The organism is Microbacterium sp. ZOR0019, assembly GCF_000800925.1.
Lineage (GTDB): Bacteria > Actinomycetota > Actinomycetes > Actinomycetales > Microbacteriaceae > Microbacterium > Microbacterium aurugineum.
The window spans coordinates 66761-78893 of record NZ_JRKC01000077.1 but is presented as its reverse complement, the minus strand read 5'-3'; the positions used below and the strand labels follow the sequence as shown (position 1 = coordinate 78893).

Genomic DNA, 12133 nt, shown 5'->3' with positions numbered 1-12133 from the left:
CGACCGGGCGGGGCCGGCGCGCCTCGGCGGAGACCTCGGCCGGCGCCTCCAGCACGTCGAGGGGGATCTCGATGTGCACGGGCCGGGGACGCCCGGTGCGGAACAGCGTGAACGCATCATGGACGGCATCCACCGCCTCGGCGGCACTGGTCACCCGCCGCGACCACTCGGCGATCGCGCCGACCATGGCCGTGGCATCCTTCGTCTCGTGGAGCGTGCCGACGTCGGCGAACTCGGCGCCGAGCGGCACTCCCGGGGAGAGGACGATGAGGGGTCGCGATTCGCAGAACGCGGTGCCGATCGCACTCATGGCGTTCTGCAGGCCGGGGCCGGACGTGGTGATGACCACGCCGGGGAGTCCGGTCTGCTGCGCCCAGCCGTCGGCCCCGTAGCCGGAGCCCTGCTCGTGACGGTTCGTGACAGCACTGATCCCGAGCTCGGCGAGCGGCCGGTACAGCTCCAGATTGTGGGTGCCGGGGATGCCGAAGATCGCGGTCACTCCATAGGCGCGGATGGTCTCCAGGACCGCCCGGCCCGCGGTGTCGGCGTACTGCTCGGCCGTCGTGGTGTCGGAGTTCATCGGATCATCCTCACACCCGGTGACGACGAACGCCGTCGACCCAGGTCTCGCGCACGGTGATCGCCGAGATCTCCTCGGCCGGAACGGACAGCGGATCGCCGGACAGCACCGCGAAGTCGGCGTACTTCCCGACTTCGAGGGAGCCCAGATCGTCGTCGCGGCCGATCGACGCGGCACCCTCGATCGTGTGGGCGCGCAGGGCGGCGAGCGCGGAGATCCGCAGGTCATCCGGTCCGAGCGTGTGTCCGCGCCGGGTGACGCGGGTGACGGCGGTCTGGATGGCCTCGAGCGGGATCGGCTCCGCGACCGGCGCATCCGAGGAGATCGTGATCGGCACGCCGGCCCGTTCGAACTCCCCGAGCGGGTTGAAGCGCTCACCCGGGGTGCCGATCGCCTCCTCGACGCCCTCGCCCCAGTTGAAGTAGTGCTGCGTCTGGTTGACCGGACGGATACCCGAGGCCGCCATCCGCTCGATCTGCTCGGGAGTCGGCAGACCGCAGTGCTCGATGCGGTGCCGGGCATCGGCATCCGGATGCTCGGCGAGCGCGGACTCGATCGCTGACACGACCATCTCGATCGCGGTGGGTGACTGCGCGTGCGTGGCCGTCTGCAGGCCCGCAGCGTGCGCCTTGCGGATGAGCCCGGCGTACTCGGCAGGCTCGTGGTACAACTGCCCGGTGCGGCAGGGGTCACCCACGTAGCCGTCCGGGAAGTACGCGGTCCAGCCGCCCAGCGTCCCGTCGGCGTAGAACTTGATGCCCGCGAAGCTCAGGTGCGCGTTGCCGAACTGACCGACGAGTCCCATCTCGAGGGCCTCGTCGAGCAGGTGCGACAGCAGGTACATCGACACCCGCAGCTCGAGGCGCCCGGCCTCGGCGAGACGCAGGTACATGTCGAACTCGCGGCGCGTGACCTGGCAGTCGCCGATCGAGGTGACACCACCGGCGAGGAAGCGCTGCGTCGCGGCATCCAGCTGGCGCAGGTGCTCCTCCGGTTCATCCGCGAGGTGGAAGTTCGGACCGTGGTGGCCGATCTTCACGCCGTGCACGCCCGTGAGGATGTTGCAGGCGGCGTCCGACAGCTCACCCGTCAGCTCGCCCTCCGCATCGCGGAAGAACTCGCCGCCGTCGGGGTTCGGGGTGTCCCGGTCGACGCCGCCCGCCTGCAGGGTGTGCGAGTTCACGACGCCGCCGTGGCCGGAGGCGTTCATGAGATACACCTCGCGATCGCTCGCGACCTCATCGAGCTCGAAGCGGGTGGGGTGCCGCTTCTCCGCCAGGTTCCGCTGCTCGTAGCCGTAGCCGCGCACCGGCCGTCCTGCGGGCAGGTCGGCGGCCGCCGCCTTCAGCAGTGCCACGATCTCGGGGATGCTGCCGGCCTTCTCGGGTCCGCAGTCGACCCAGGTCATCATCTGCCCGAACATGAGCGGATGCGCGTGGGCGTCGACGAACCCGGGGACCACGACCGCGTCACCGAGGTCGATGCGCTCCGGGGAGAGCCCTGCCCGTTCGACCGCCGCCTCGCACTCCGCGGGGGTGCCGATCGCGAGGATCCGTCCCCGGTCGGTCAGCATGGCCGTGGCCGTGGTGGCTTCGGCATCCGCGGTGTGGATCGCCTGCGCCGTCAGGAGGACGGGTGTCTCCTGCGCGGAGCGGTCGAAGGGGGTGAGCTTTCTCATGGCAGCCTGTTCGCGGTCGTGTCGGTGCGGGCGGTGAAGGAGGCGGTGACGGGGGCCTCGTCGGAGTGCTGCGGCGCGAGACGCGTGCAGACACCGGCGATGAGGGCCATACCGATGAACATCGCGATGACCGACCAGATGCTGCCCGTCCAGGCGATGAGCTGGGTCGCGAACCACGGGGAGAACCCGGCCCAGACCGCCGCGCCGACGCCGTAGGACAGCGCGATCGAGGTGTAGCGGGCCTGCGGACGGAACATCTGCGAGAGCAGCGCGGCGATCGGCGCGTAGGTGGCGCTCATCGCGATGCGCACCAGGGAGGCGAACAGGAAGATGAGCGGTTCGACTCGGCCGGGCAGGATCAGCAGGAACGGCACGAAGGTGAGCACCGAGGTGAGCAGGCCGAGGTACATGACGTTCTTCCGGCCCCACTTGTCGCCCAGCCAGGCGACGGGAAGCGTCACCACGAACTCCACGAAGGAGGCGATGGTCATGGCATCGAGGATGACCTGCTCGCTGATCGCGACCGTGTCGCCGGTGGCGTACGCCGTGGCGAAGGTGGTGGCCAGGTAGTAGCCGCCGGTCGAGATGGGCAGGATGCCGATGCCGAGGAGGATCGGACGCCAGTTGGTGCGCAGCGCGAAGGCGAGCGGCATCGACTGCTTGCGGCCCTCGATCTTCGCCTCGAAGACCGGGGACTCCTCGACGCGGTAGCGCACCCAGAAACCGACGCCGACCAGCACGATCGAGAGCAGGAAGGGGATGCGCCATCCGCCGTTGATGATGAAGTCGTCGCCCATGCGCGTCATGATCGCGAAGATTCCCGACGCCAGCAGCGCGCCGGCCGGGTTGCCGAGCTGCGTGAAGCCGCCGTAGAAGGTCTTGGACTTCTCGGGGGCGTGCTCGACGCTCATGAGCACCGCGCCGCCCCACTCGCCGCCGACCGCGAGGCCCTGCACCGCACGGAGCAGGATCAGGAGGATCGGGGCGAGGATGCCGATGTTCTCGTACGTCGGCAGGCAGCCCACGAGCACCGTGGCCGCGCCCATCATCAGCAGCGTGATGACGAGCGACACCCGGCGTCCGAGCTTGTCGCCGATGTGGCCGAAGATGATGCCGCCGAGGGGGCGGACGAGGAAGGCGACCGCGAAGGTCGCGAAGGCCGCTGCGGTCTCGGCGAGTCGGTCGCCGCTCGGGAAGAAGAGCGGACCGAAGACGAGCGCCGCGGCGGTCGCGTAGACGTAGAAGTCGTACCACTCGATCGTGGTGCCGACGAAGGCGGCGATGCCGGCGCGTCGTGCCCGGCTGTGGGTACCGGTGCTGGGTGTGGAGGTCATGAGGGTGCCCGCTCCTTTGCGGAAGATGTCGGATAGCGAAGGATGCTACGGACGTGCGGAGCCGTCGGCAAGGTCAGAACTCCAGCGAGAATGAGTATTCACTGGATTTCTGATCACGAAACCATGCAATGCTTTCCTTCTCGACGGCTCAAGCGCTTCTAGACTGAATAAGCGCGCGGCGATCCGTGCGTTCGCGGGAATCTGACGAATCGAGGGCGACCATGGATTTCGACGCCGAACTCATCCGCGCGCTGCAGGAAGACGGTCGTGCCAGCATCCTCTCACTCGCCGAACGGCTCGGACAGTCGCGGGCGGCGGTCGCGGCGCGGTTGCGGACGATGCTCGCCGACCGCACGGTCCGGGTCGTCGCGGCCGTCGATCCGGTCTTCCTCGGGCAGCACGTACTCGCCCACGTCTCCCTCCGCACCGACGGCACGGTCGAACACGTCGCCGAGCACCTGCGCGACATGAGCGAGACCGTGCTGGTCTCGGCGGTCGGGGGCTCGCACGACGTGGTCACCGAGGTGCGCGTCGGGTCGATGTCGGAGCTGCACGATCTGCTCGCGCTCATCCGTGCGATCGACGGCGTGCACGACATCAGCACCATCATCTACTCGACCGTGATCAAGGGCTTCTTCGTCTCCGAGTACCACGGTGACGTCACCCTCGACGTGATCGACGAAGCCCTGATCGAGCGACTCCAGGCGGACGGGCGGGAGAGTTTCCGCGCTCTGGGTGAGGAAGTGCGCCTCTCCCCCTCGGCCGTCGCCACCCGGGTGCAGCGACTGATCGACGCCGGGGTCATCAAGATCAGCGCCGTCGAGGCACGCGGGCTCGCGCACCGGCAGCTGTCGATGGGAGTCGGGATGACGCTCGGAGACGACGACGGGGCCGTGATCGACGAGCTCCGGCGCGGACGCGGGGTGGACTTCGCCGCACGAACGCTCGGGCGGTTCGATGCGGTGGCGACGCTGGTCGAGCCCTCGGCCGGTGCGCTGTATGCGAGCCTCGAACGCCTGCGCGCGCTGCCCGGCGTCACGCGGATCGAAGCCTGGCTCCACCTGGCGGTGCTGAAGGAGGACTACGCCCGCACGCTCCGCCCCCTCCGTACGGACTGAGCCCCCTCCGCGCGGCCCCCGCACCGGTGCGGGCTCGAAAACGCGCCGCTGCGGGCCGTCGGAGGCGCACTTCTGATCCCGCACCGGGCGTGTCGACGCGGCGCGCCGTCACCGGACGTTCACCGGAGGCCGCCAGACTTCCCCCATGAGCGAACCCGAATCTCGCCCTGGCGTCCCCGAGCCCGCAGCGACCGCCAACAGCGGTGCCGTCGCCGTCGTCGGCCTCGATCTGCGTGGCGAGACCCCCGCCCCCAGGAAGCAGGTCTACTCGTGGGCGCTGTGGGACTGGGCGACGCAACCGTTCAACACCGTCATCCTGACGTTCGTCTTCACCGCGCTCTACCTGGTCAGCGAGTCCTTCCTCCCTGCCGACATCGCGGCATTGAGCGAAGACGATCCGGCCCGGCTCGCGGCGGAGGCGGACCTCGCATCCGGGCTCGGCCTCGGATCCACCATCGCGGCCTTCGGCATCCTGCTCCTCGCGCCGGTGCTCGGACAGCGCGCCGATGCCGCCGGTCGGCAGAAGCTCTGGCTCGGGATCGGCACGGGCGCCCTGATCCTGTGCATGCTGGGACTGTGGTTCGTGGAGCCGGCCCCGAGTCTGTTCTGGCTGGGCGTCGCGCTCATCTCGGCGGCGACCGTGTTCCAGGAGATCGCGGCGGTGAACTCCAACGCGATGCTCATCGGCATCGCCACCCCTCGGAACGTCGGCCGCATCTCCGGTCTCGGATGGGGTTTCGGCTATCTCGGCGGCATCATCGCACTGGTGATCGTCGTGGTGCTGGACACCTTCGACTGGTTCGGGATGTCCACGGACAACGGACTCGCCTACCGGTTGATCGCGGTCGGCTGCGCGGTGTGGGCGATCATCTTCAGCATCCCGATCTTCCTCAACGTGCCGGAGCCCTCGCTCGGACGCCCGGAGCGCAAGGTCGGCTTCTTCGCCTCCTACCCCCTCCTGGTCAAGGACGTCGCCGGGCTCTACCGCAACGAGGAGACCCGGCCCACCTTCTGGTATCTGCTGGCGAGCGCGGTGTTCCGTGACGGACTCGGCGGCGCCTTCGCCTTCGGTGCGATCATCGGGACGGCCGTCTTCAACTTCGGCACGCAGGACATCATCATCTTCGGCATCGCGGCGAACCTGATCGCCGGAGTCTCGACCATCGCCGCAGGGCGACTCGACGATCGACTCGGACCGAAGCGGATCATCCTCGCCTCGATCGGCTCGATGATCGTCGCGGGCCTCGCGGTGTTCTTCCTGCGGGACGCCGGGTCGATGGTGTTCTGGGTCGGCGGCCTCATCCTGTGCGCATTCGTCGGACCGGCTCAGGCAGCGGCCCGGTCGTTCCTGGCCAGGGTCACCCCGGCCGGCCGCGAGGGCGAGATCTTCGGCCTGTACGCCACGACGGGCCGCGCGGCGAGCTGGATGGCCTCCGGCGCCTGGACCCTGCTGATCGTGCTGACGAGTCAGACCGCCTTCGGCATCCTGGGCATCGTGATCGTGCTGCTCGCCGGCTTCCTCCTGCTGCTGCCGGTGAAGGCGCCGCGCTGACGGAAGGCTCCCCGTTCACAACTCCGGAGAAACGGGCCGAAACCGCACCTTCAGGGGCGTTCAGACGGCGGGTCGCCGATTTCCTCCTGAGTTGTGCACGGACCGTCGGTCGGGATCGCGTCGGCCTGACCGGCTCAGCGCTGCCAGTTGTCGGCGAGCTTGGTGAGCAGCCGGGCGAGTTCGACGCGCTCCTCGTCGGTGAATGAGGTGAGCGCGGTCGTCAGCATCTCGCGACGCTCACCACGCATGCCGCGGGCGAGGCGGCGGCCTTCGTCGGTCAGTGCGATACGCGTGCGCCGCGCGTCGTCGGGGTCGGCCTCGCGACGCACATAGCCGCGCTCGACGCCTTGCTGGACGAGCCGTGACGCTCGCGGCTGATCGACGCCGATCGCGGCACCGAGATCGCTCACGCTGAGAGGAGTCGCCGCCGCGGCCAGCGCCTCCAGCATCCGCATGCGGGCAGGACCACCGAGGCGCCCGGACGGGTCGGCCATCCACGGCGGCATGCCCGGATGGCCGCGGTGGTGATCGAAGTGGTCGTGCACGTCGTCGCCGTGAGTCCCCTGCGGTCCGCCGTGCCGACCGTGGGGACCGCCTCTCCCGCTGTGCCCCCGATCGCCCGGACGACGCCCTCGCAGGCGGGACAGCGCCTGCGCGATGGCTTCGGCCGGATCCGATTCCGCGGGTTCGTTCTTGTCGGTGGTCACCCTCTGATTTTACATGCGACTTGACATGCATCACGACTGCATGTCACACTACATATACATGCACTGTGACATACACATGCACCCCGACAACGAAGGACTTTCCATGAACACCTCTGAATCACAGAACCCTGAAAACACCAGCCGCCCCTTCGGCTACTGGCTGAAGGCCGCCGACCGCCTCATGGCGGCCGAGTTCGCCACCGCCTTCGACCGCGAGCACGCGAACCGCCGCGACTGGCGGATGATCAATGCCGTCGACGGCACCGTCGCCCCGGATCGCCCACTCAAGGCGCACAAGCTGCGTGACCTGATCGAGCGCGGCTGGATCGCCGCCGACGGCGAGGGCTGGACGCTCACCGACGAAGGCCGCGCGGCGAAGGATCGCCTCGGCACCATCGTCGACGAGATCCGCGCGAAGGTCGCCGATGCCGTATCCCCCGAGGACCTGGCCACCACCCTCGCGTCGCTGGAGAAGATCGCGCGCGCGTTCGGCTGGGACGAGGAGACCCCTCTGCCCCGCGGACGTCGGCACGGCTTCGGCGGCCCCCGGCATGGTCGCGGAGCCCGGCACGGCTTCGGACGCCCGTTCCGCCGGGGCTTCGGCCCGGGCATGGACACGGAGTACGGATGCCGTCACGACGACGGCCACGGCGAACGGCACGCCCACGCGCAGAGCCACGGCCACGGCCACACCCACACCCACACCCACGGCCACGGCCACGGACACCCCCGCGCCGGACGGATGGCGCAGCACGCGTTCGAACGCGGCTTCGAGGCGGGCTTCACCCGCGGTCGCGACGCCTGACGCTCCGGCCACCATCGACGAGACGCCTCATCCGACAGCGGGTGAGGCGTCTCGTGCGCCTGGGGTCGGCATAAGAGGTCGGCGCCTGGGGTCGACGTCAGAGGTCGAGGAGCGACACCGCGGACTCCGCTGCGCCGGCAGCACGGAGGCGAGCGCGGATCGCGGCGGCCGCGAGCGCGTAGGGGCGCTCGTCGTCCATCAGCAGCGAGCGCGCATTGGCCTCCTCGTTCAAGGCGACCAGCTCGAAGGCGAGAATCTCCGCATCGGCATCGATCTCCCCCACGGCGACCGCGTGGCGGATCTGAGCTTCGAGGTAGCCGTACCAGTCGACCAGTGCCGCACGCACCGCATCGCTCACGGGTCCGGACTTCGAGTCGACGTCGGCTGCCGTGGCGGCGAAGAAGCACCCACCGGCGAAGACCCGTTCCTTCGAGTACGCGAGGGAGTTGCGCAACAGCGCGGCGAGGCGGTGGACACCCCGCGGATGCTCCCGGGCGGGCTCGACGATCTGCGCGGTGAAGATCTCCCGCGCGGCCTCGACCGTGGCGAGCTGCAGGCCCTCCTTGCTCCGGAAGAGCGTGGCGATGCTGCTCTTGCTCGACCCGGAGGCTTCGGCGAGCCGGCCGATGGTCAGCCCGTCGAGTCCTTCGACGGAGGCGAGATCGGTCGCACTGTCCAGCACGATGCGGCGCGAGGCATCACCACGCGCTCGCCGTCCGTCCTGCACCGCATGAATCGACATGCCTCTAGTATACGAACGATCGTTCGCCTAGTGTACGTATGATCGTTCGTATTGTTTGGCGAAGGAGTCCCCATGCCGTCCCTCCCCGCACTGCTCACCCGCACCATCCATGCCGCCGCCCGCGTCTCGCCCACGTTCGCGGGCGACCTCGCCTACCGCCTCTTCTTCACCACCTCCCCGCGGATGCCGGTGCGCGAGGCCGATGCCCCGACACTCGACGACGCGCGCCGCGGGACCCTGCACGTGCGAGGCATCGAGGTGTCCACCTACGAGTGGGGCGGCGGACCTCACGCGGTGCTGCTCCTGCACGGATGGCGCGGCCGAGCCTCACAGTTCGCCCCGCTCGTGCGCGAGCTGGTCGCGGAGGGGTTCCGTGTGATCGCGTTCGACGCACCCGCGCACGGCACCTCCGGCGGCGGTCGCACCGATGTGCGTGACTGGGTCGACGCCGCCGAGCAGCTGCACGCTGTGCACGGACCCTTCGCCGCGATCGTCGGGCACTCGTTCGGCGCCTTCGCCGCGTTGACCGTGGCCCGGTCGACCGTGCCGACCGGTGCCGTCGCCGCGATCGCCGGTGCGGCCGGCCCCGACGCCTTCCTCGCGGAGTTCGCGAGAGAGCTCCGCCTCGATCCCGCGACGACCGCGAGTCTCACGGAGCGATTCCATCGGCTGCTCGGTCTGGACCGGGCCACGGTCTCGGCGCGCTACGACGCCGCGCGGCATCCGCTTCCGACGGAGACCGCACTGCTGGTCGTGCACGATCGCGATGACCGACGGATGCCGGATTCCGACTCCCTGCGGCTGCACGAAGCCCACGGCGAGCGCTCCCGCCTGCTCCGCACCGAAGGGCTCGGCCACACCCGCGTGCTGTCGGCGGATGCGACCCTCGATGCGGTCGTCGCACTGGTGAGGGGCGGGCTCGAGGCCATCGATGCGCTCGGGTCGATCGCACCGGATGCGACTCAGGCGCGTCGACGGACTCCGCGCCGCACCACCGGAAGAACCGCGGCCGCCACGACCACGACGGCGGCCACGAGCACTGCCACGACGAAGCCGCCGGTGACGAGGACGGCGGCGATGGTGCCGAACACGGCGATCCCGAGCCCGCCTCCGAGCGCGAATCCGATTTCCTGAATCGCGCCCACCTGTCCGGCCTGGTCCTCGGTCGTCGCCTCGAACAGCGCCGTCGCGGCGAGTGTCGCACCGACGCCGAAACCGAGGCCGACGAGCACGAGCGGGATCGCCACGACGGCCGGGTCGAGCGCGAGCCACCCCAGCCCCACGGCCTGCAGGACGAGCGCCAGCACCGTGAGGGAGTTCGCCGACAGCACGCGCAGCGCCAGCGGCGCCAGCACGCCCCCGATCGCGATGGCCACGGCCTGGGGCAGCAGGGCGATGCCCGCCTCGGCCGCACTCTGCCCCCGGGTGTCCTGCAGGTGCAGACTCACCAACAGCACGGAGGCCGCCGACGCACCGCTGCTCACGACGATGCGGATGATCGCAGGGCTGAAGCCCGGGATCCGGAAGAGTCCCATGTCGATGAGCGGATCGCGGAGCCGACGCTGCCGACGCACGAAGAAGATCAGGCTCGACGTCGCGATGAGGGCTGCGATCCCGGCCGAGAAGGGCGCGGCGAGGGCCTCATGGAGCGCGAAGACGAGAGCGCCGAGCGCGAGGATCGAGGACAGGATGCTCGGCACGTCCCAGGAGGGCAGCAGGGCACTGCGTGAGTCCGGCACGAGCCACAGGGCCAGCACTCCGGCGATCACCGCGAGCGGAACGCTGCCCAGCATCAGCCAGCGCCATCCCGGCCCCTCGGCCAGCAGCCCACCGAGCACCGGACCGAGTGCGCTTCCCGTGCCGAACGTCGCCGTCCACAACCCGTAGGCGAGGACACGCTCGCGCGCCTGGAACTTGGCCCCGATCGTCGAGACCACTCCCGCGACCACGAAGGCCTCCGCGACCCCCAGCAGAGCACGGACGACGATGAGCAGCAGGCCGCTCGTGGCCATCCCACCCACGGCGTTGAGTGCGGCGAAGGCCGCCAAGCCGATCAGGACGATGCTCTTGCGTCCGAACGCGTCACCGATCCGGGAGGCGAGGATCAGTGTCGCCGCCAGGGAGAGGGCGTACACGTCGACGAGCCAGAGCCCCTCGATGTCGGTCAGTCCCAGGTCGCCACGGATCGCGGGGAGGGCGGTGGAGACACTGCTGATCGCGAGGGCGCCGATGAGGATCCCGAGCAGGAGCGGGACCATCGCGAGCCAAAGGCGGACGGACGAACGGGACGGGACACGGACGGGGGTTGTGGTCACACCCTCAGTCTGCAAAGGTACACACAGAAGCCACAAGTACGGTCATTTCTGATACGTACGGACATTTTGGATACTGTGGAGGGCCGACAGGTGAGAGAGAAGACGGAACGGATCGTCCGCGAGTGGACCGAATCGTGCGACGCCGAAGTGTCGATCGCGGTGCTCGGGGGCGCCTGGAAGCCCAGCATCCTCACCCTCCTCGGCGAACATGAGGTGCTTCGCTTCGGCGAACTCGGACGGCTGCTGCAGGATCCGACCCCGCGCGTGCTCACGCGTCAACTGCGCGAGCTCGAGGCCGACGGCCTCATCACCCGGACCGTCTACCGCCAGGTGCCACCGAAGGTCGAATATCGACTGAGCGAGCTGGGTGCGAGCGCCGGGCAGCTGCTGACCGAGCTCACCCGCTGGGGGACGCTCTACGCAGGACGACAGCGCACGGCGGTGGACGCATGATCACGTGTGTCGTGACGTACACGATCGATCCGAAGAAGATCGACGCCTTCGAGTCGTTCGCGCGCGCATGGATCGAGCTCGTGGGACGCCACGGGGGTGTCCACCACGGCTACTTCCTCCCGTCCGAGGGAGCGAGCGACGAGGCCCTCGCCCTGTTCACCTTCCCCTCCTTCGCCGACTACGAGGTGTACCGGGCGAGGTTCGGGGTCGATCCGGAGTTCATCGAGGCCGACCGCATCCGGGATGAGAGCGGCTGCGTGCTGCGCTACGAGCGCACGTTCATGCGCCCCCTGCTGCCCTCCGACCTCTGACGTCCGGCCCTGACGACCCGGGCCTCTGACGTCCGGGCTCTGACGAGGTTCAGATCCGGCGCGGGCCCGGACCGTCGTCGGCGAGCGCATCCTCGGGGTTCAGCAACCGGCAGGCCTTGAGCGACAGGCACCCGCAGCCGATGCAGCCGGTGATCTCGCGACGGAGGTGCTCGAGCTGGGTGCGACGGATGTCGAGCTGCTCACGCCACAGCCTTGCGACCCGCTGCCAGTCCCGCTGAGAGGGCGACTCATCGGCAGGCAGGCTCTGGAAGACCTCGTGCACATCGGTGAGGGGGATACCGAGGCGTTTCGCGACCACGATCAACGAGATCCGCCGCAGCATGTGCCGCCGGTATCGGCGTTGATTCCCTGCGGTCCGGGTCGACGAGATCAGCCCCAGTTGCTCGTAGAAGTGCAGGGATGTCGCCGGGACGCCGGTGCGCCGGACGACCTCGCCGATGGCGAGCAGATCGTCGGGTTCCAAAGACATCGCCGCCTCCTCTTGACCTCGAGTTTACTCGAGGTATTAGCGTGACGA

The 12133-nt window shown here is 69.3% G+C and carries 12 protein-coding genes and 1 pseudogene; 6 read left to right on the top strand and 7 right to left on the bottom strand.

What is annotated here, in order from left to right; translation table 11 throughout:
* The 3 genes from L978_RS15885 to L978_RS15875 form a co-directional block, all read right to left on the bottom strand.
* The coding region (locus L978_RS15885) for a thiamine pyrophosphate-binding protein (protein ID WP_047524245.1) at positions 1-580 on the bottom strand (580 nt) is incomplete at its 3' end.
* Between the two features lie 10 nt (positions 581-590).
* Positions 591-2258, bottom strand: coding sequence for an amidohydrolase (locus L978_RS15880; protein ID WP_047524244.1), 1668 nt, complete (start codon positions 2256-2258; stop codon positions 591-593).
* Complete coding sequence (locus L978_RS15875; protein WP_047524243.1) at positions 2255-3592, bottom strand: MFS transporter; 1338 nt, start codon at positions 3590-3592, stop codon at positions 2255-2257. Before L978_RS15875 ends, L978_RS15880 begins: the two co-directional genes overlap by 4 nt.
* 221 nt (positions 3593-3813) lie before the next feature.
* Here L978_RS15875 and L978_RS15870 point away from each other — a divergent pair, with 221 nt between their 5' ends.
* The gene (locus tag L978_RS15870; protein WP_047524242.1) at positions 3814-4710 is read left to right on the top strand and encodes an Lrp/AsnC family transcriptional regulator; all 897 of its coding nucleotides are present in this window, start codon (positions 3814-3816) and stop codon (positions 4708-4710) included.
* 145 nt (positions 4711-4855) lie between these two features.
* Positions 4856-6262: an MFS transporter gene (locus tag L978_RS15865; RefSeq protein ID WP_047524241.1), complete on the top strand. Its 1407-nt coding sequence runs from the start codon at positions 4856-4858 to the stop codon at positions 6260-6262.
* Between the two features lie 134 nt (positions 6263-6396).
* Here L978_RS15865 and L978_RS19175 read toward each other — a convergent pair whose 3' ends face one another.
* Positions 6397-6969 carry a MarR family winged helix-turn-helix transcriptional regulator gene (locus L978_RS19175; RefSeq protein WP_231555082.1) on the bottom strand — a complete coding sequence of 191 codons (573 nt, stop codon included), beginning with the start codon at positions 6967-6969 and terminating at the stop codon, positions 6397-6399.
* A gap of 103 nt (positions 6970-7072) precedes the next feature.
* On the opposite strand from L978_RS19175, the gene L978_RS15855 reads away from it, so the two are divergent.
* Entirely contained in the window at positions 7073-7774 is a 702-nt protein-coding gene (locus L978_RS15855; protein ID WP_047524240.1) for a hypothetical protein, read from the top strand.
* A gap of 97 nt (positions 7775-7871) precedes the next feature.
* Here the strand turns inward: L978_RS15855 and L978_RS15850 are convergent, their stop codons facing one another.
* Complete coding sequence (locus tag L978_RS15850) at positions 7872-8516, bottom strand: TetR/AcrR family transcriptional regulator (protein ID WP_047524239.1); 645 nt, start codon at positions 8514-8516, stop codon at positions 7872-7874.
* A 72-nt stretch (positions 8517-8588) separates the two neighbouring features.
* Between L978_RS15850 and L978_RS15845 the strand changes: the two genes are divergently transcribed.
* Complete coding sequence (locus tag L978_RS15845; protein WP_081997093.1) at positions 8589-9650, top strand: alpha/beta fold hydrolase; 1062 nt, start codon at positions 8589-8591, stop codon at positions 9648-9650.
* Positions 9651-9673: 23 nt separating this feature from the next.
* Here L978_RS15845 and L978_RS19170 read toward each other — a convergent pair.
* Positions 9674-10774: pseudogene (locus L978_RS19170) on the bottom strand (MFS transporter); the annotation flags it as partial.
* A 147-nt stretch (positions 10775-10921) separates the two neighbouring features.
* Here L978_RS19170 and L978_RS15835 point away from each other — a divergent pair.
* Both L978_RS15835 and L978_RS15830 read left to right on the top strand, forming a co-directional pair.
* Positions 10922-11284: a winged helix-turn-helix transcriptional regulator gene (locus L978_RS15835; RefSeq protein ID WP_052193813.1), complete on the top strand. Its 363-nt coding sequence runs from the start codon at positions 10922-10924 to the stop codon at positions 11282-11284.
* A complete protein-coding gene (locus L978_RS15830) occupies positions 11281-11595 on the top strand; it encodes an NIPSNAP family protein (protein ID WP_047524237.1) in 315 nt (104 codons plus the stop codon). The genes L978_RS15835 and L978_RS15830 overlap by 4 nt, the downstream gene beginning before the upstream one ends.
* Positions 11596-11644: 49 nt before the next feature.
* Here the strand turns inward: L978_RS15830 and soxR are convergent, their stop codons facing one another.
* On the bottom strand, positions 11645-12085 hold the full coding sequence (soxR, locus tag L978_RS15825; RefSeq protein WP_047524236.1) for a redox-sensitive transcriptional activator SoxR: 441 nt from the start codon (positions 12083-12085) through the stop codon (positions 11645-11647).
* Positions 12086-12133 lie beyond the last annotated feature (48 nt).